Genomic DNA, 17,882 nt, shown 5'->3' on the forward strand with positions numbered 1-17,882 from the left:
CATCCCCTCGTACGGCTCCGGCCGGCACCCCTCCGGCATCTCACAGCGCTGAGAATCTTACCGCTGAGGTGTCGGGGGGCCCGGCGGCCGGACGTGCCGGTGGCAGGAGGGGGCTGAGGGGCCGTCTCAGGGGTTGAGTTCCTCCAGCGTCCTGCCCTTCGTCTCGACCGCGAACCAGGCGATCACGGCACCGACCGCCGCCATCACCGCGAGCTGCGCGAAGACCAGGGGCAGGCTGCCGCCCGCGCCGATGATCGCGCCGACGACGACGGGCCCGACGATGACGCCGAGGCGGTTCCACAGTCCGCCGAACGCCGCACCCTTGGCCCGGTTGGCCGTGGGGTACAGCTCGGGGGAGTAGAGGTAGAGCCCCGCGTTGATCGCGTACAGGAAGAAGGTCGTGCAGGAGGCGAAGACGGCGACCTGGCCGCCCGAGCTCGCACCCGCCAGGGCGAGCACACCCAGGGAGAGAGCGCCGCCGACGAGTGCGCCCATCAGGGCCGGCCGGCGGCCGATGCGGTCGATCAGCAGGGCGACGAGGAAGGTACCGAGCAGACCCGTGACATTGCTGAGCAGGGTGTAGACGAGGGCCGTGGTCAGATCCAGGCCGAACTGCTTGGTGTAGAGCGACGGCAGCCACGTGGAGATGCCGTGGTTGACGTAGTACGCGACGAACCACAGTCCGGAGAGCACCGCCGTGCGCCGCAGGTAGCGGCCCCGGAACAGGTCCCGCAGTCGGCCTTGCGCGGTGTCGTCGGGAGCTCCGGCGGCAGGCGACTGCGACTGCGACTGCGACTGCGACTGCGACTGCGACGGTGCCGGCGACGGCAGCGGTCCGGCGGTGGCGCGGGCGACCTCCGCCTCGATCCGGGCGATGGCCTCCTCGGCCTCCTGCGTACGCCCCCGGGCCAGCAGCCAGCGCGGCGACTCCTGGACGTGGCGGGGGAGCGCGGCGGCGATCAGCACGGGGAAGGTGCCGATGACGAACATGGCGCGCCAGCCGAGGTTCGGCACGACCCATACCGCGACCAGCGTCGCCGCGGCGAGGCCGGCAGGGAAGATCATCTCGTACAGCAGGACGAAGCGGCCGCGCTTGTCGGAGCGGGCGATCTCGTTGATGTAGGTCGCGGCGACGGGGACCACGCCGCCGATGCCGAGCCCCTGTACGAACCGGAAGAGCGCGAAGGTCTCGATGGAATCGGAGAAGGCGACGGCGAGGCTGGCGAGGCCGGTGACGGCGACACCGAGGGCGACCGTGCGCACCCGGCCGATCCGGTCGCCGAGCCATCCGGCGGCGAGGGCGCCGAGGAGCATGCCGATCGAGGCGGCGGTCACGGCGAAGGTGGCCTGCGCGGTGGTCAGGTCCCATTCCTTCATCAGGACGGGTAGTGCGGAGGCGGCCAACAGCTGATCGAACGCCTCGAAGAAGGTGACGGCGCCGATCAGGAATCGGACCTTGACGTGCCAGCGCGAGTGCGGCAGTCGTTCGAGTCGCGCGGCTATCGAGCCAAGGGCTGGCTTGCCGGCCACAGTCGTCATGGAGGGGGTCCTTCCGCGAGCAGAGGAGTTGCGGAGACAGTAGGTTCAGGTGTCTAAGTGGTCAATGGTTAAGGGCTTAGGAATCTAGAATCCGCAGACTCGGCCTCCATCCTTCACAGGGCCGCACTCCACGCTCAAGACCTGCCGGGCAACGATTTCGATCCGGGGGTCTTGCGTCGAGATAGTTAAGTGCTTAGATTTCAAGCGCTTCGAGAAGAACCCCGAAGCTCCCCACCCGCCCCGCCTCGCCCGGAGGTCCGCCCGTGCTGCACCACCCCACCGACATCCTGATCGCGGGCCAGTGGCGGCGTGGCGCCGGCGAACCGCTCGACACCGTCGACCCGGCGACCGGCCGCCTCCTCGCCACCGTGCACTCCGCCTCCGCCGAGGAGGTCGCCGAAGCGGCCGAGGCGGCGGCCGAGGCGGCCGCCGACCCCAGGTGGCGGGAGCTCCTCCCGCACGAGCGCGCCCGTCTCCTGCACCGGATCGCCGCGCTCACCGAGGAGGCGGCGGACGAGCTCTCGGCACTGCAGACCGCCGACACCGGCAAGACCCTCACCGAGACCCGGGCGCTCGCCCTCAGCGCCGCGGGCACCTTCCGCTACATCGCCGCCGTCCTGGAGACCGCCGAGGACGCCGTCACCCCCTCCCGCGGCGCGTACATGACGATGAGCGTGCACGAGCCCATCGGTGTCGTCGGCGCGATCAACCCCTGGAACTCGCCCATCGCCAGCGACGCGCAGAAGATCGCGCCCGCGCTCGCCGCCGGAAACGCGGTCCTTCTCAAGCCGGCCGCCTGGACACCGCTCGTCTCCCTCGCCTTCGGCCGGCTGATCACGAGGGCCCTCGAGGAGTTCGGTCTGCCGACCGCGCTGCTGTCCGTGCTCCCGGGCAGCGGCCGGGTGGTCGGCGACGCCCTCGTACGCCACCCCCTCGTCGCCCGTATCGGTTTCACCGGGGGCACCTCGACGGGCCGGTCGATCGCCGCCGTCGCGGCGCAGAAGCTGATCCCCGCCTCGCTGGAACTGGGCGGGAAGTCGCCGACCATCGTCCGGGCCGACGCCGACATCGAGCAGGCCCTGGCCGGTGTGCTGTTCGGGATCTTCTCGTCCAGCGGCCAGTCCTGCATCGCCGGATCGCGGCTCTTCGTGGCCCGCGAGATCCACGACTCCTTCGTCGGCGAGCTCGTCGAGCGCGTCAGGAAACTGCGCGTCGGACCCGGCACCGACCCGTCCACCCAGGTCGGCCCCCTCGTGCACCACCGTCACCGCGACTCCGTCGCCGCCTACGTCGACCTCGCCCGGTCCGAGGGCGCCCGGGTCCTGTGCGGCGGGGCCGAGCCCGAGGGTGAGCGCTACCGGGACGGCGCGTACTACCTGCCGACCGTCCTCGACGGCCTGCCGAACTCCTCCCGCACCTGCCAGGAGGAGATCTTCGGCCCGGTCCTCGTGGCGCTCCCCTTCGATGACGAGGACGACCTGGTCCGCCAGGCCAACGACTCCGTCTACGGGCTCGCCTGCGGCATCTGGACCCGGGACGCCCGGGCCGCGTGGCGGCTCGCCCGCCGGATCGACGCGGGCACCGTCTGGATCAACACGTACAAGCAGTTCAGCGCCTCCACCCCGTTCAGCGGCTGGAAGGAGAGCGGCCTCGGCACCGAGAAGGGCCGCGACGCGATCCGCGCCTACCAGCGCCAGAAGTCCCTGTACTGGGGCACCTCCGACGCTCCCCTTCCCTGGGCCAACTGAACCGGCATCCGCCCCTCTGGAGAGACTCATGCACCACGCACCGCCCGGCCCGATCGCCCGCCTCCGCTCACTGCGCTACGTCGAGCTGCACACGCCCGCCTTCACCGAGGCCGCCGACTTCTACGAGGAGGTCTGGGGGCTCGAGACCGTCGAGTCCGACAGCGGAGCCCGCTGGCTGCGCGGCACCGGCGACGAGCACCACGTCCTGCACCTGACGGAGCACGAGCGCGTGGGCCTCGGCCGGCTCGCGTTCTCCGTCGCCACCCCCGCCGAGGTCGACGAGGCCGCCCGGCGCCTCGAAGCACGGGGCATCGTCCCCGTCCTCGGCCCCGGACCTCTCGACCAGGCGGGCGGCGGATACGGCCTGCGGTTCACCGACCCCGAGCAGCGCCTCGTCGAGATCAGCGCCCAGGTCGAGGCCGTCGCCCCGCGCGGACGGGACGGCGCGGTACCCGTCGGCGTCACGCACGCCGTGCTCAACACCACCGACATCGACGCCGCCGTCGCCTTCTACACCGACGTCCTCGGGCTGCGCGTCTCGGACTGGTCCGAGCACCAGATGGCGTTCCTGCGCTGCAACGCCGACCACCACTGCATCGCCTTCAACCAGGCCGAGTGGACCTCGCTCAATCACGTCGCGTACGAGATGAGCTCGGTCGACCACTTCATGCGGGGCCTCGGACGCCTGCGCCACCACGGCATCACCCCCCAGTGGGGCCCCGGCCGGCACGGCCCCGGCAACAACACCTTCTCCTACTTCACCGATCCGTCCGGCCTCGTCTGCGAGTACACCTCCGAGGTCGCCCAGATCGTCGAGGACGCCTGGATCGCCCGCGTGTGGCGCCGCGTGCCGGAGCTCTCCGACCTGTGGGGCACGGCGGGACCGCCGTCGAAGGAGATCCGCCGCCACATGGCGGGCACGCCGGACCCCGGCCCGCTCGCCCCGTTCGACGCCCGGAAGGACATCGCATGAGCACCGTACGCAAGGTCGGAGTGGTCGGCTGGGGCGCGATCGGCCGGATCGTCGGCACCGCCCTCGTCGACGGCCGAGTGGACGGCGCCGAGCTGGTCTGCGTCGTCGACAACCGTCCGCTCGGTGATGCGGCGCCCGCCCCCCAGGTCCCCTTCGAGGAGGCGTTGGAGCTCTGCGACCTGATCGTGGAGGCCGCGGGCCAGGGTGTCGTACGGGAGTGGGGAGAGCGCGTGCTCGCCTCCGGCACCGATCTGCTCGTCGCCTCCAGCGGGGCGATGACCGACGACGAGCTCGCCAAGCGGCTGCTCGCGGCCGGACCGGGGCGGGTGTACTTCACGGGCGGCGCCGTCGGTGGTCTCGACCTGCTCCAGGCGGCCCGCTCGCTCGGTCCGCTCGACGAGGTCCGCCTGACCACCACCAAGCTGCCCTCGACCCTCGAACAGCCGTGGATGGACGAGGAGTTGCTGGCCCGCATGCGGACGGCGACCGGACCGGTCGAGGTCATGGCCGGCACCGCTCGCGAGGTTCCGGTGAAGTTCCCCAAGTCGACGAACGTGGCCGCGTCGGTCGCGCTGGCCGTCGGCGACCTGGACGCTGTGCGGGTCCGGGTCGTCGCCGATCCCGCGGCGCACCACACGCGACATGTGATCGAGGCGTCCGGCCCACACGGCGCGTACCGCTTCGAGGTGGCGCACGTGCCGGACGCCGACAACCCCGCGACCAGCCAGGTCGTGCCGTACGCGGTGCTCCGTTCCCTCGCGGCGCTCGCCGGACGGACGGGACAGATCCTGTGAGCACGCGCGCCGCCGTCCAGGCCGACGTCGAGGCCGAGGCGCGGGCCCACGACCGCGCCGGGCGAGCTGTCCCCGTCCAGGCCGGCGTCCCCGCCGAGCGGCGCGTCGACGTCCATGTGGAGGAAGCCGGCGACCGAGGTCCGCTGCTGCTGTGCCTCCACGGCATCGGGTCGTCCTCGGCCGCCTTCGCGCCGCAGCTCGCCGAGCTCTCCTCGTACGTACGGGTCGTCGCCTGGGACGCCCCCGGCTACGCCGCCTCCCCCGACCCCGAAGTCCCCCTCACTCTCGACGACTTCGCGGACGCGGCGGCCGCCGTCATCCGTGAGCGCGGCGCGAGCGCGCACGTCCTCGGCGTGTCCTGGGGCGGAGTGATCGCGCTGCGGCTCGCCACCCGCCACCCCGATCTCGTCGACTCCCTCGTCATCGCCGACTCCAGCCCGGGCTCGGGCACCGACGAGGCCAGGGCGACCGGCATGCGGGCGCGCGCCACCGAACTCGCCGAGCTGGGCCCACGGGCCTTCGCCGAGGCCCGCGGACCGCGCCTGGTGTCACCCGGCGCCCCGGAGGCGCTGGTCCGGCGGGTCGTCGACACCATGGCCGCCTCGGTGCGGCTGCCGGGATACGCGTACGCCGCCGAGTCCATGGCCTCCGCCGATCTCCGCGCCGAACTGCCCTCGATCGCCGCGCCCTCGCTCGTCCTCTGCGGCGACCAGGACACGGTCACCGGCATCGCGGCGAGCCAGGACATCGCCGGAGCCCTCCACAAGACCGCCTTCGTGATCGTCAAGGACGCCGGTCACCTGGCCAACCAGGAGCAGCCGGGCCGCTTCAACGCCTGGGTGCTCGCCCACCTCCGCATCACCGCATCCCTCCCCGAACAGGAGCTGTTCCCATGCCTCTGACCACCACCGCGTACGACGACGGCGGCGACCTCGCCGCGTACACCGACTCCCTCATCGCCACCAAGGAGTCCCGTGTGGCGGACTTCGACACCCTCTCCTTCCAGGAGAAGGCCGGCCCGCAGTACCGGCGCGGCCAGATCCGCTACGTCGGCTCGGGCGCCACCGGCAATCACGAGGGCGACAGCCGCATCATCCCGTCCGGCGGCTTCACCTTCTCCAACATGCTGCTGCCGCCCGGCGCCGAGGGCCCGGCCCACACCCACCACGACGTCGAGGAAGCCTTCTTCGTCCTGGAGGGCGAGGTCAAGGTCGGCATCCACCGCGGCCCCGAGGAGGCCGAGTACCGCACCCTCGGCTACCGCGACATGATCGTGGTCCCGGCCGGCGTGACCCGCTCCCTGAAGAACGAGGGCGACACCGACGCGCTGTTCTGTGTCGTCATCGGCACGCAGAAGCCGCAGGTGCCGACCTACCCCGAGTACTCGCCGATGCACGGCGTCACCCGTGGCTGACGAGCCCCTGGCCGACGAGCGCCCGGCCGGCGACGGCCGCACCGTCGTCGTCACCGGGGCGGGCCGCGGCCTGGGACTGGCCATGGCCCGCCGGGCCGGCGCCGACGGCTTCCGGGTCGTCGTCGCCGAACTGGACGAGGACCGGGGCGAGCACGCCGCCGCCGAGCTGCGCGGCGCGGGCGTCGACGCGCGCTTCGTACGCTGCGACGTCGCCGATCCCGCGTCGGTGGACGCGCTCGCGGCGGCCGTACGGGCCATGGGACCGCTGTACGGACTGGTCAACAACGCGGCCCTCGCCAACGGGGTGGGCGGCAAGGAGTTCCAGGACATCGACATCGAGGTGTGGGACCGGCTGATGACGGTCAACGCCCGTGGTCCCTGGCTGGTGGCGAAAGCGCTGTACCCGCTCTTCGCCACCCCCGGACGGATCGTCAACATCGCCTCGGACGCGGCCCTTTACGGCTCTCCCCGCCTGGCCCACTACATCGCCTCCAAGGGAGCGGTCATCGCGCTCACCCGGGCGATGGCCCGGGAGCTCGGCGACAAGGGGATCACCGTGAACGCGATCGCCCCCGGTCTGACCGAGGTGGAGGCGACGGAGACCGTGCCCGCCGAGCGGCACGCCCTCTACCGCGCGAACCGCGCCGTCTCCCGGCCGCAGCAGGCGGACGACATCACCGGGATCGTCTCCTTCCTGCTCGGCGAGGAGTCCCGCTATCTGACCGGACAGGTGATCGCCGTCAACGGCGGCTTCACCATGAACTGAGCTGTAGGAGAAACGAGTCATGGATCTGGGCCTCGCCGACCGCACCATCGTGGTCACCGGCGGCAGCTCGGGCGTCGGCCTGGCCACGGTCCGCGCCCTGCTCCACGAAGGCGCCCGCGTCGCCACCTGCGGCCGCGACGCCGACCGGCTGGACAAGGTGGCCGCAACGCTCGGTGCCGGACGCGACCGGCTGCTGACCGCGGTGTGCGACGTACGGGACGCCGACGCCGTCCACGGATTCGTCCGGCGTACCGTCGAGGAGTTCGGTGGTGTCGACGGACTCGTCAACAACGCCGGGCAGTCCCGGATGAAGGGGCTCGACGACTCGACGCGCGAGGACTGGCGCGACGAGCTGGAGCTCAAGTTCGCCGGGGTCCTGAACCCGCTGCACGCCGCACGCCCGTACCTCACCGCCTCCGACGCGGCGAGCATCGTCAACATCAACGCCGTACTCGCCAAGCAGCCCGAGACACGCCTGTTCACCACCAGCGCCGCACGCGCCGGCATCCTCAACCTCTCCAAGTCCCTGTCGATCGAGCTCGCCGCCGACGGCATCAGGGTCAACTCCGTCTGCCTGGGCCTCGTCGACACCGGCCAGTGGACCCGCCGGTACGCCGCCGCGGACTCCGGCACGAGCTACGAGGACTGGCAGGCGGAGATCGCCGCCGACCGCGGGATCGCGCTCGGCCGCCTCGGCCGCGCCGAGGAGGTCGCGTACGCCGTCGTCGCGCTGCTCTCGCCCCGCGCCTCGTACATCACCGGCACCGGCATCGACGTCTGTGGCGGCGTCGGCCGCTCCATCCTCTGAGGAGACACCATGCGTCACGACAACGGAGGCGACCTCCTGGTCGCCGTCCTGCGCGAACTCGGCATCGACACCGTCTTCGGCATCGTCAGCGTGCACAACCTGCCGCTGGTGAAGGCCGTCGACCGTGAACTGCGGTTCGTGCCCGTGCGGCACGAGGCGTCCGCCGTCAACGCCGCCGACGCGTACGGCCGGGCGCGCGGCTCGATCGGCTGCGCGCTGACGTCGACCGGCACCGGCGCGGGCAACGCCGCCGGATCGCTGATCGAGTCGCTGAGCGCGGGCAGCTCGGTGCTGCACGTCACCGGACAGGTGGAGAGCGAATTCCTCGGCAGCGGCAGGGGGTTCATCCACGAGACCAAGGACCAGCTGGGCATGCTGACCGCCGTGTCGGCGTACGCGGCGAGCATCCCCGACACGGAACAGGCGGGACGGATCCTGCGCGAGGCGGCGCACGCGGCGCTGGCCACACCGGGCGGCCCGGCGAGCGTCGAGTGGCCGATCGACCTCCAGTACGCGGCCCAGACCGACCTCCCGTCCCCACTCCCGGCCCCTGTCCTTCCGGTGCCGACCGACGGTGAACTGGAGTCGGCCGGCGCCCTGTTGGCCTCCGCCCGCCGACCGGTGATCTGGGCCGGTGGCGGAGCGGTCCGGGCCCGCCGAGAGCTCGCCCGACTCCTCGAGGCGACCGGCGCGGCCCTCGTCACCTCCAACTCCGGGCGCGGTGCGATCCCCGAGGACCACGAGCAGGTCGTCGGCAACTTCGCCACCACGCCCGCCGTCCGGGCCCTCCTCGCGGACGCCGACCTGCTCCTCACGATCGGCACGCACTTCCGCTCCAACGAGACCGCCGACTACACGCTCCCGCTGCCCGCCGCCCACATCCAGATAGACGCCGACGCGGCCGCCCTCGGCCGGGTCCACCCCGTCACCCATCCCCTGCACGGTGAGGCCGCCGGCGTCCTCGACGGCCTGCTGCCGTACGCCCGGCCGGCCGAGGACGGTTGGACCGAGCGCGTCGCCTCCGTACGCACGGAGGTACGGGCCGCGCTGCACGACGCCATCGGCCCCCAGGCCGCGATCTGCGACGCCATCCGGGCCACCCTGCCCCGCGAGGCGGTCGTCGCCCGTGACGTCACGATCCCGTCGAGCAGCTGGGGCAACCGTCTCCTCGACATCCACGACCCGCGGGACAACGTGTTCCCGCGCGGCGGCGGCATCGGGCAGGGGCTCGGCATGGGCATCGGCGCGGCGCTCGGCCGCCCCGACACGCCCACCGTCGTCATCGCCGGTGACGGCGGTCTCGCCGTCCACCTCGGCGAACTGCTCACGCTCGCCCAGGAGCGCCCGCGGCTCACCCTGATCGTTTTCAACGACGGCGGCTACGGCGTCCTGCGCAACATGCAGGACCGGTACAGCGAGCGCCGCTCCGGCGTCGACCTCACCACCCCCGACTTCGAGGCACTGGCCCGCGCCTGTCGTCTGCCGTATCTGCGCATCGCGGCCGAGGAGCACGCGGGGCCGGTCGTCGCGGAGGCCGTGGCCTCCGACGGGCCGGTGCTCGTCGAGGTCGACCTCGCGGCGCTCGGCCCCATGAAGAACCCGTTCACCCCGCCCGTGCGGATACCCGGCCAGTAGGCCCTTCCCCAAGACAGTCAGGAGGCAGCAGACCATGAGCGAGAAGTCGCTGCGGCTGGTCGTCCACCGCATGACGTGGGAGGCGGAAGGCGTCCTCTCCGTCGACCTGGTCCACCCGGACGGAAAGCCGCTCCCGGCATGGACGCCCGGAGCCCACGTCGACGTGCACGTGGGCGCGCACATTCGGCAGTACAGCCTGTGCGGCGACCCGCGGTCGGTCGGCGTCTACCGGATCGGTGTGCTCGACGAGCCCGCCTCTCGCGGCGGTTCACGCCATGTGCACACCGTGCTCCGCCCCGGACAGCAGGTCACCGTGTCCGAGCCGCGCAACCACTTCGCCCTGGAGGACGCCGGCGGCTATGTGTTCGTGGCCGGCGGCATCGGCATCACGCCGCTGCTCGCCATGGCGAGAGAGACGGACCGGCGCGGCGCCGGGTGGCGGCTGGTGTACGGCGGCCGCAGCCGCGACTCGATGGCGTTCACCGAGGAGCTGGCAGCGCTGGGCGGCGCCCTCACCCTCGTACCCCAGGACGAGGAAGGGCACATCGACCTGGACGCGGCCCTGGCCGACCTGCCCGAGGACACCCTCGTCTACGCGTGCGGCCCCGGGCCGCTGCTGACCGCCGTCGAGCAGCGCTGCCCCGCGGAGCGGCTGCGGCTGGAGCGCTTCTCCGCGCCCGTCGTCGAACGTGGGGGAGAGGACGACGGGTTCGAGGTCGAGTGCCGTGCCTCCGGACTGACACTCGCCGTCGGCGCGGACACCTCGATCCTCGACGCCGCGGAGGCCGCGGGTCTGGACGTGCGGAGCTCGTGCCGGGACGGCATCTGCGGCTCCTGCGAGACCCGCGTGCTCGACGGCGTCCCCGACCACCGCGACTTCCTGCTGAGCGAGGCGGAGCACGCCGCGAACGCCACGATGATGATCTGCGTCTCGCGGTGCGCCTCCGGCCGGCTCGTCCTCGACCTCTGACCCCCTTCGCCTCGCCCTCCCCCTTGGAGACACCGTGACCGACACCTGGCCGTACCTGGAGATCCACCAGAGCCGTACGCGCGAGCCGAGCCCGTACGAGTACAAGCTCGCCGCCACGCTCGAGGAGGTCTTCACGCACGAAGGCCACGAACTGTCCGACGTCGTGCGCGGGCTCAACGCCCGTACGGTCCACGCCCCCGACGGACAGCCGTGGACCGAGACGTCCTTCCGCGCCGAGATGCACCGACTGGGAGCCTGACCATGACGCTGTCCACGACCGCATCCGCGGACCACATCCACGCCCACGGCCTGCGCAACCAGTGGCATGCCGTCGTCCCCTCGCACTTCGTCGCCCCCGGCGCGATGCGCAAGGTCACCGCCCTCGGCGAGCAGTGGCTCCTGTTCCGCCGCTCCGACGGCACCCTCGCCATGCTGGCCGACCGCTGTCCGCACCGCGGCGCGCCACTGTCCCTCGGCAAGCACCTGGGCGACCGGGTGGCCTGCTGGTACCACGGCGTCGAGGTGGAGACGGACGGCACCGTGTCGTCCGTGCCGGGGCTGCCGGGCTGCAATCTCGAGGGCAAGAAGCTGGTCACCTCGCTGCCGGTGCGCGAGGTGGCGGGTGCGGTGCTCGCGTACTTCGGCGACGAGGAGCATCCCGAGCCGGTGCCTCTGGAACTTCCCGAACCGCTCGTCGACCCGCAGACGGAGGCGTTCCTCTGCTACGCCGAGTGGAACGTGCCGTGGCGGTACGCGGTGGAGAACCTCCTCGACCCGATGCACGGCGCCTTCCTGCACCACGAGTCGCACACGATGTTCGACGGCGACACCACCGCCAAGTTCCGCATCCGCGAGACCGACCGCGGCTACTTCTTCGAGAAGACCGACCAGCGGGGCGTCAACTTCGACTGGGTGGAGCTGTGCCGCACCGGGGTGGACTGGGTCGACCTGTCGATACCGTACCCGCCGTCCGCGGGCCCCGGCGGCCCGTTCGGCATCGTGGGCATGGTCTGCCCGGTGGACGCCGCCCGCACCGGAGTCTTCTTCTGGCGCTACCGCAGGGTCCAGGACTGGCAGCGCGACTCCTGGCGCTTCCTGTACCGGACGCTGATCGAGAGGCGGCACTGGGAGGTTCTCGAGCAGGACCGCGTCATGCTGGAGGCCATGCCCGCGGACGCCGACCAGCGGGAGAACCTGTACCAGCACGACCTCGGTGTGGTGCGCCTGCGGCGGCTGTACCGGGCCGAGGCCGAGGCCCAGTCGTCGGGCGGGGCCTGACCCCGGGAATCCGGCCCTCAGTGGTGGTGGGCGCCGGCGGATGCCGAGTCGGTCGGCTTCTCCGGCGTCTTCGCCGGATGGTGCGGTTCGTGACCCGGTACGGTCCCGTCCGGCTTGGCCACCAGGAAGAGACCGGCCATGCCCATGTCGGAGTGGCTCTGGACATGGCAGTGGTACATCCATGCACCGGCCCCCACGTGCTCGCCCGCGATGATCTGGAATCCGAACGAGTCCGCGGGCCCGGTGATCTTGTTGTCGACGACCCGGCTGACGTCCTCCGGGCCCGCCAGCAGGCCCGTGCGGTTGTCGGCCCAGCGGTGCCCGTGCATGTGGAACGTGTGGTAGTACTCGCCGTGCGTGATCATGATGATCTCGACCCGATCACCCACCGTGGCAAGGAAGTCGGGGGAATCGTCGGCCGGGCGGTTGTTGATCGTCATGTCGTTGAAGACGATCGTGAACTGCTTGTCCGGGAGGATGTCGCCCTTGCGGCGCACCACCAAGGGGCCGTACAGACCCTTGCGGATGCCGCCGGTGCCGTGATCCGTGCCCACGACGTGGTCGTGGTAGTGCCAGTAACCGGCGCTGCCCGGGCGCCAGGTGCCGTCGGAGCGGCGGCCGGGGGTGTGGGTGCGCCAGGTGTAGGTGCGGATGGCGCCCGGTTCGACGTGGCTTCCGCTCATCCTCGTGCCGTCGTTGTCGATGTCGTAGTCCACCCCGTGCGCGTGGAGGCTCACCGGCACGTCCATCAGGTTCTCGAACTCGATGTGAAGGGTGTCGCCCTCGTTGAGTTCGATCAGGGGTCCCGGGACGGTGGCCTTGCCCTTCTCCAGGCCGTATCCCATGGTTCCGTCGGCCAACTTCTCCGCGTACAGCCTGAGATGGCGTACCACCCCGCCCGCGGGGGCAGTTCTGAGAGCGGTGGCCGCGCCGGGTGCGGCATTGGAGGCGGAGGTGAGCGACAACGATGTCACGCCGGCCGCGGCGACGGCTCCGCCCGCGAGCAGGCGACGGTTGAAGCTGCGTCTGTCCATGTCGAACTCTCCGGTCTGCGGTGGAGATTGACGGGGCGTGGGGCCCCTGGGGACGCCCACACCGTAGCGGGGTGCCCGTGGTTTATCCACGGTCAGGACAAAGTTCGTCCTTCTGTGGTCATAGCTCTTGGCGAACCGCGAAAAGACGTCTAGCTTCAACGGCTGTCGTTGTGACCTCAGAGGGATGGGTGACCACATGAAGCGCACACCACATCACCGGTCGAGATCGAGAACAGGCTTTGTGACGGCGGTACTTGGCGCGGGCGCGCTGACCGCCTCCCTGCTCGGCGGCGCCCCCGCCTCCGCCAGGCCGTACCCGGACCCGCCGTCCAGCGGTGCGGCGACAACGTTGTCCTTACCTTCTCCGCCAGGCGGCGCGAACGTGCGCGTCCTCGTCTTCCACGGCTCGGCGACCCCGGAATCGCCCACGGTCGACGCCGGGATCGCGGCCGTCGAAAGCGTCGGGCTCTCCGGTCCGACCGCTGGGCGCTTCCGCACCGAGGCCACCGACGACCCGGCCGTCTTCACCGACGCCACCCGCCTCGGCCGCTTCAACGCGATCGTGTTCCTGACCGGCGGCGGCGATGTGCTCGACCCGGAGCAGGAGGCCGGCCTGGAGGCGTACATGGAGGCCGGTGGCGGGTTCGTCGGCGTCCACGAGGCCGCGCGGACCGAGCCGTACTCGGCCTGGTTCACCGGCCTGATCGGCGCACGGCCGACCGGAGCCCCGAGCGGTACGCAGCGTGCCGTGGTGGAGGTGGGCGACCGGCAGCACCCGGCCACCAAGTCCCTTCCCCTGGAGTGGAAGCGACCCGACAAGTGGTTCAACTGGGACCGCAACCCCTCCGGCACGGTGCACACCGTGGCGCGGGTCCGGGAAGCCTCGTACACACCCGCGGCCAAGCCGAACGGCTGGGACCACCCGGTGTCCTGGTGTCGTGACTACGACGGCGGCCGGTCCTTCTACACCGCCATGGGCGGCACCGTCGACAGCTTCGCAGAGGCGGACTTCCGCGACCATCTGCGCGGCGCGATCGCCTGGACCTCCCGCATCTCCCGGGCGGACTGCACGGCGGCTATCGACGCCAACTACACCGCCGAGCGCGTCACCAAGCCCAACCAGCCCGGCCGGAACGACCAGATCGGCGAGCCGCACGGTCTGGTCGCCGCCCCCGACGGGCGCATCCTCTACATCGGCCGCGGCGGCGCCGACGCCAGCGTGCCGGTCGTCACCGACTGGAACAACCCCGACATCGGCAAGGGCAACGGCGAGATCCACGTCTACGACCCGAAGACCAAGCAGGTCACCAAGGCCGGGGCGCTGACCGTCTTCGGCAACAAAGGAGGCGGCGACGAGCTGGTCAAGAACGAGGAAGGGCTGCTCGGCATCGAGCTCGACCCCGACTTCATGACCAACGGTTGGGTCTATCTGCACTACACGCCGCACTCCCGGATCGACCGCGAGGCGCACATGGGCGAGCGCCGGGTCTCCCGCTTCACCCTCGACCTCGCGAAGAACACGCTCGACCTCGCGAGCGAGAAGGTGCTGCTGAGCTGGCCGGTGCAGATCCACAGCTGCTGCCACGCGGGCGGCGGGATGGCCTGGGACTCCAAGGGCAACCTCTACATCGCCACCGGTGACACCAACTCCTCCGGATTCAGCGGTGGTTACTCGGGCAACAACCCGGCGCCGAACTTCAAGGGCGTCTCCTTCGCGGACGCGCGGCGCACCGCGGGCAACACCAACAATCTCAACGGCAAGATCCTGCGGATCCACCCCGAGGACGACGGCACGTACACCCTCCCCGAGGGCAACCTCTTCACGGGCGAGGAGACGGCCGAGGGCGGCGGCAGGACCCGAGGCGAGATCTACGTGATGGGCGTGCGCAACCCGGCGCGCATCTCCGTCGACAAGCAGACCGACATCCTCTACGCCGGCTGGGTCGGCCCCGACGCGGGCGCGCCGTCGACGACCTGGGGCCCGGCCAAGTACGACACCTTCGCCGCGATCACCAAGGCGGGCAACCACGGCTGGCCGTACTGCATGGGCAACAAGCAGCCCTACCGGGACCGCAATCTGCCCGACCCGAACACGCCGCTCGGCTGGTACGACTGCGACGCCCCGAAGAACGAGTCGCCGAACAACGACGGTCTGGTGAACCTGCCGCCGGTGACGGGGAACACGATCTGGTACTCGCCGCAGGGCGGCGGCGTGGACTACCCGAGGGATGCCGACGGCGTTCCGAGCTACAAGCAGGAGGAGCAGAAGCTGCTGCTCCCGTGGCTCAAGGGTGGCGGCCAGGCGACCATGAACGGGCCGGTGTACCGCTACGACCCCGCGAGCGACTCGACCGTCAAGTGGCCGTCGTACTGGGACGGCAAGTGGTTCGTCGGCGACTTCTACGACGGGGAGCAGCCGCGGCACGCCGTGCTGACCGACCCGAGGACCGTCGGCAAGGGCGGCCTGCCGGTGCACGCCGAGTCCCTGAAGAGGATCATCCCGGTCGGGCAGGGCGGCATCCGCAACCTGATGGACTGGAAGTTCGCCCCCGACGGCTCGCTGTACGTCCTCGACTACGGTCGCGGCTTCTTCACCTCCCACCCCGACTCCGCGCTGTGGCGCGTGACCTACAAGGGCGGCGGGCCCACCCCGGCCGCGGACCAGCTCGCGAGGAAGGCGGCACGGTGACCCCGAGACACAGAGGCGCGAGCCTGTGGACGGCCCTGCTGGCCGCCGTGGCGATGGTCGTGGGGCTGACCTCGGCCGCCGCGTACGGCAGGACCGACGACACCCCCCGGACCGCCGCCCAGGTGCTGACCTGGAAGGCCGGCGACCCCATCGACCGCTACCTGGAGTTCCCCACCACGGCCGTGGCGGGCCCGACCACCATCGTCTTCGAGAACAGCACGGCCACCGGCAACACGACCGGCATGCCGCACACGCTGACGTTCGACGTCTCCGACCCCGAGTACAACAACGACGTCCCGCTCAACATCCTCGCCAACCCGAGCGATGCGAACGGCGGCCGGCACACGGCCGAGGTGACGCTGACCCCGGGCCGGTACCTGTTCAAGTGCACGATCCCCGGCCACGGCCAGATGCAGGGCATCCTCACGGTCACCGAAGGCGGCGGCGAGGACACCACCGCGCCGGAGACGACCGCGAAGGTCGAGGGGGACCGCAACGCCGACGGCGCGTACATCGGCCAGGCCACGGTCACGCTCGCCGCGACGGACGCAGGATCCGGCGTCGACAGGGTCGAGTACGCGGTGGGCGCCGACGGCCCCTGGCAGCCGTACACCGCGCCCGTGATCGTCGACCAGGTCGGCGCGCACACGATCCGCTACCGGGCGAGCGACAAGGCCGGCAACACGGAGACCGCGAAGACCGCCGCCTTCACGGTCGTCGCCGCGCCGACCGACGACACCACGGCGCCGGAGACCTCGGCCACCGTGACCGGCGAACAGGACGACCAGGGCCGCTACCTGGACATGGCAACGGTGACCGTGACCGCGTCCGACACCGGCTCGGGCGTCAACACCATCGAGTACGCGATCGGCGACGGCGCCTGGCAGCCGTACACCGCCCCCGTGATGGTGCACGAGGCGGGCACCCACACCGTCCGCTACAAGGCCACCGACAAGGCGGGCAACGCCGCCGCCGTGAAGTCGGTCGACTTCACGGTCGTGACGCAGCCCGATCCGGACACCACCGCCCCCGAGGCAACCGCCTCGGTCACGGGCGTACGCAACTCCGACGGCGCGTACATCACCAGCGCCACGGTGACGCTGTCGGCGACCGACGCGGACTCGGGCGTCGAGCGGATCGAGTACTCGCTCGACGGCGGCCCGTACCTCGCGTACACCACCCCCGTGATCGTCGACCGCGTCGGCCACCACACGGTGCTGTACCGGGCGACCGACAAGGCGGGCAACACCTCCACGGCGAAGTCCGTCGCCTTCTCCGTCGCCGAGGGCGGCGGGGTGCCCGCACCGAACTGCCCCGAGTTCGACGAGCGGTCGACGGTGATCGTCGGCACCGTGGACACCGGCGTCCCGAACCGGATGACGAACAGCCGCTGCACCATCAACGAACTCATCGAGGACGAGAAGGACTGGTCGTCGCACGCGCTGTTCCTCAAGCACGTCGACACGGTGGTCGACCGGCTGCTCGCCGACGGCGTCATCGACACGCGCGAACACCGGAAGATCTACCGCGCCGCCAAGCAGTCGGGCATCGGCAAGCCGGGCCAGACCGAGGGCTACCGCGATCTGTTCGACGGCACCGAGGCCACCTTCTCGAAGTGGCAGCACGTCGGCGGCGGGAAGTTCGCGCTGAGCGCGGACGGGGCCATGACCAGCAGCACCACGGTGCCGGGCATGGGCATGCTGTGGTTCCCGCAGCGGCAGTACGGCGACTTCTCCCTCAAGCTCCAGTGGCGCGACGACGCACCCGGCGCCGGCAACGCCAACGGCGGTGTCTTCGTGCGCTTCCCGTACGTCCACGACAACCCCGAGGAGCCCCGACCGGAGTGGGTCGCCATCAAGTACGGCCATGAGATCCAGGTCCTCGACCGGCCCGACGGAGACATGTACAAGACCGGCTCGGTCTACGGCTTCGACCGGGTGGGCCTCGCCGGCGCCGCGGTGACCCCCAAGGGCACCTGGAACGACTACGAGATCCGGGTGGAGGGCCAGCACTACTCGGTCTTCCGCAACGGCAAGCTGATCAACGAGTTCGACAACACCGGCGGACAGGTCTTCGAGCCGCCGCGCTCCGACGACCCGGGCACCGACGGCCGCCGCTACGCCTCCGGCTACATCGGCCTCCAGGTGCACGGCACGACCGATGTCTTCTCCTACCGCAACATCCGGGTGAAGGAGCTGTAGGCGCGAGCCCGCGGCGTCGCCGGACGACGAGCG

At 71.2% G+C, this 17,882-nt stretch carries 15 protein-coding genes; 13 read left to right on the forward strand and 2 right to left on the reverse strand.

What is annotated here, in order from left to right; all coding sequences use genetic code 11:
* Positions 1 to 126 precede the first annotated feature (126 nt).
* A complete protein-coding gene (locus tag ACFV9D_RS29945; protein ID WP_385152978.1) occupies positions 127 to 1,539 on the reverse strand; it encodes an MFS transporter in 1,413 nt (470 codons plus the stop codon).
* A gap of 263 nt (positions 1,540 to 1,802) precedes the next feature.
* On the opposite strand from ACFV9D_RS29945, the gene ACFV9D_RS29950 reads away from it, so the two are divergent.
* The 11 genes from ACFV9D_RS29950 to ACFV9D_RS30000 all read left to right on the forward strand — a co-directional run bounded on the left by ACFV9D_RS29950 (position 1,803) and on the right by ACFV9D_RS30000 (position 11,925).
* Positions 1,803 to 3,287 (forward strand): aldehyde dehydrogenase family protein, encoded by a 1,485-nt coding sequence (locus ACFV9D_RS29950; RefSeq protein ID WP_385152981.1) that lies wholly within the window; start codon positions 1,803 to 1,805, stop codon positions 3,285 to 3,287.
* Between the two features lie 28 nt (positions 3,288 to 3,315).
* Positions 3,316 to 4,260 carry a VOC family protein gene (locus ACFV9D_RS29955; RefSeq protein WP_385152984.1) on the forward strand — a complete coding sequence of 315 codons (945 nt, stop codon included), beginning with the start codon at positions 3,316 to 3,318 and terminating at the stop codon, positions 4,258 to 4,260.
* Positions 4,257 to 5,054: an aspartate dehydrogenase domain-containing protein gene (locus ACFV9D_RS29960; RefSeq protein WP_385152987.1), complete on the forward strand. Its 798-nt coding sequence runs from the start codon at positions 4,257 to 4,259 to the stop codon at positions 5,052 to 5,054. The genes ACFV9D_RS29955 and ACFV9D_RS29960 overlap by 4 nt, the downstream gene beginning before the upstream one ends.
* A 116-nt stretch (positions 5,055 to 5,170) precedes the next feature.
* On the forward strand, positions 5,171 to 5,956 hold the full coding sequence (locus ACFV9D_RS29965; protein ID WP_385153107.1) for an alpha/beta fold hydrolase: 786 nt from the start codon (positions 5,171 to 5,173) through the stop codon (positions 5,954 to 5,956).
* Complete coding sequence (locus ACFV9D_RS29970; protein WP_385152990.1) at positions 5,947 to 6,468, forward strand: cupin domain-containing protein; 522 nt, start codon at positions 5,947 to 5,949, stop codon at positions 6,466 to 6,468. The genes ACFV9D_RS29965 and ACFV9D_RS29970 overlap by 10 nt, the downstream gene beginning before the upstream one ends.
* On the forward strand, positions 6,461 to 7,234 hold the full coding sequence (locus ACFV9D_RS29975) for an SDR family oxidoreductase (RefSeq protein ID WP_385152993.1): 774 nt from the start codon (positions 6,461 to 6,463) through the stop codon (positions 7,232 to 7,234). The genes ACFV9D_RS29970 and ACFV9D_RS29975 overlap by 8 nt, the downstream gene beginning before the upstream one ends.
* Positions 7,235 to 7,253: 19 nt before the next feature.
* On the forward strand, positions 7,254 to 8,042 hold the full coding sequence (locus ACFV9D_RS29980) for an SDR family oxidoreductase (RefSeq protein WP_385152996.1): 789 nt from the start codon (positions 7,254 to 7,256) through the stop codon (positions 8,040 to 8,042).
* Positions 8,043 to 8,051: 9 nt separating this feature from the next.
* Positions 8,052 to 9,677 (forward strand): thiamine pyrophosphate-binding protein, encoded by a 1,626-nt coding sequence (locus tag ACFV9D_RS29985; RefSeq protein WP_385152999.1) that lies wholly within the window; start codon positions 8,052 to 8,054, stop codon positions 9,675 to 9,677.
* Positions 9,678 to 9,711: 34 nt separating this feature from the next.
* Entirely contained in the window at positions 9,712 to 10,647 is a 936-nt protein-coding gene (locus tag ACFV9D_RS29990) for a PDR/VanB family oxidoreductase (RefSeq protein ID WP_385153002.1), read from the forward strand.
* Positions 10,648 to 10,681: 34 nt separating this feature from the next.
* Complete coding sequence (locus tag ACFV9D_RS29995; protein WP_385153005.1) at positions 10,682 to 10,906, forward strand: recombinase-like helix-turn-helix domain-containing protein; 225 nt, start codon at positions 10,682 to 10,684, stop codon at positions 10,904 to 10,906.
* Positions 10,907 to 10,908: 2 nt separating this feature from the next.
* On the forward strand, positions 10,909 to 11,925 hold the full coding sequence (locus ACFV9D_RS30000; RefSeq protein ID WP_385153008.1) for a Rieske 2Fe-2S domain-containing protein: 1,017 nt from the start codon (positions 10,909 to 10,911) through the stop codon (positions 11,923 to 11,925).
* Positions 11,926 to 11,942: 17 nt separating this feature from the next.
* Here ACFV9D_RS30000 and ACFV9D_RS30005 read toward each other — a convergent pair whose 3' ends face one another.
* Positions 11,943 to 12,959, reverse strand: a complete 1,017-nt coding sequence (locus ACFV9D_RS30005) for a multicopper oxidase domain-containing protein (protein WP_385153011.1) — start codon at positions 12,957 to 12,959, stop codon at positions 11,943 to 11,945.
* A gap of 196 nt (positions 12,960 to 13,155) precedes the next feature.
* On the opposite strand from ACFV9D_RS30005, the gene ACFV9D_RS30010 reads away from it, so the two are divergent.
* Positions 13,156 to 15,648 carry a ThuA domain-containing protein gene (locus ACFV9D_RS30010; protein ID WP_385153014.1) on the forward strand — a complete coding sequence of 831 codons (2,493 nt, stop codon included), beginning with the start codon at positions 13,156 to 13,158 and terminating at the stop codon, positions 15,646 to 15,648.
* A gap of 53 nt (positions 15,649 to 15,701) precedes the next feature.
* Entirely contained in the window at positions 15,702 to 17,849 is a 2,148-nt protein-coding gene (locus ACFV9D_RS30015; RefSeq protein ID WP_385153110.1) for an OmpL47-type beta-barrel domain-containing protein, read from the forward strand.
* The last annotated feature ends 33 nt before the right edge of the window (positions 17,850 to 17,882 follow it).

The sequence above is a fragment of the Streptomyces sp. NPDC059875 genome (assembly GCF_042731085.1).
Taxonomy (GTDB): Bacteria; Actinomycetota; Actinomycetes; order Streptomycetales; family Streptomycetaceae; genus Streptomyces.

Excerpts from the sequence above, each read along its gene's own strand:
- ACFV9D_RS29945 (WP_385152978.1), bottom strand. The coding sequence starts at position 1,539 with ATGACGACTGTGGCCGGCAAGCCAGCCCTTGGCTCGATAGCCGCGCGA.
- ACFV9D_RS29955 (WP_385152984.1), top strand. The coding sequence starts at position 3,316 with ATGCACCACGCACCGCCCGGCCCGATCGCCCGCCTCCGCTCACTGCGC.
- ACFV9D_RS29960 (WP_385152987.1), top strand. The coding sequence starts at position 4,257 with ATGAGCACCGTACGCAAGGTCGGAGTGGTCGGCTGGGGCGCGATCGGC.
- ACFV9D_RS29970 (WP_385152990.1), top strand. The coding sequence starts at position 5,947 with ATGCCTCTGACCACCACCGCGTACGACGACGGCGGCGACCTCGCCGCG.
- ACFV9D_RS29980 (WP_385152996.1), top strand. The coding sequence starts at position 7,254 with ATGGATCTGGGCCTCGCCGACCGCACCATCGTGGTCACCGGCGGCAGC.
- ACFV9D_RS29985 (WP_385152999.1), top strand. The coding sequence starts at position 8,052 with ATGCGTCACGACAACGGAGGCGACCTCCTGGTCGCCGTCCTGCGCGAA.
- ACFV9D_RS29990 (WP_385153002.1), top strand. The coding sequence starts at position 9,712 with ATGAGCGAGAAGTCGCTGCGGCTGGTCGTCCACCGCATGACGTGGGAG.
- ACFV9D_RS30000 (WP_385153008.1), top strand. The coding sequence starts at position 10,909 with ATGACGCTGTCCACGACCGCATCCGCGGACCACATCCACGCCCACGGC.
- ACFV9D_RS30005 (WP_385153011.1), bottom strand. The coding sequence starts at position 12,959 with ATGGACAGACGCAGCTTCAACCGTCGCCTGCTCGCGGGCGGAGCCGTC.
- ACFV9D_RS30010 (WP_385153014.1), top strand. The coding sequence starts at position 13,156 with ATGAAGCGCACACCACATCACCGGTCGAGATCGAGAACAGGCTTTGTG.
- ACFV9D_RS30015 (WP_385153110.1), top strand. The coding sequence starts at position 15,702 with ATGGTCGTGGGGCTGACCTCGGCCGCCGCGTACGGCAGGACCGACGAC.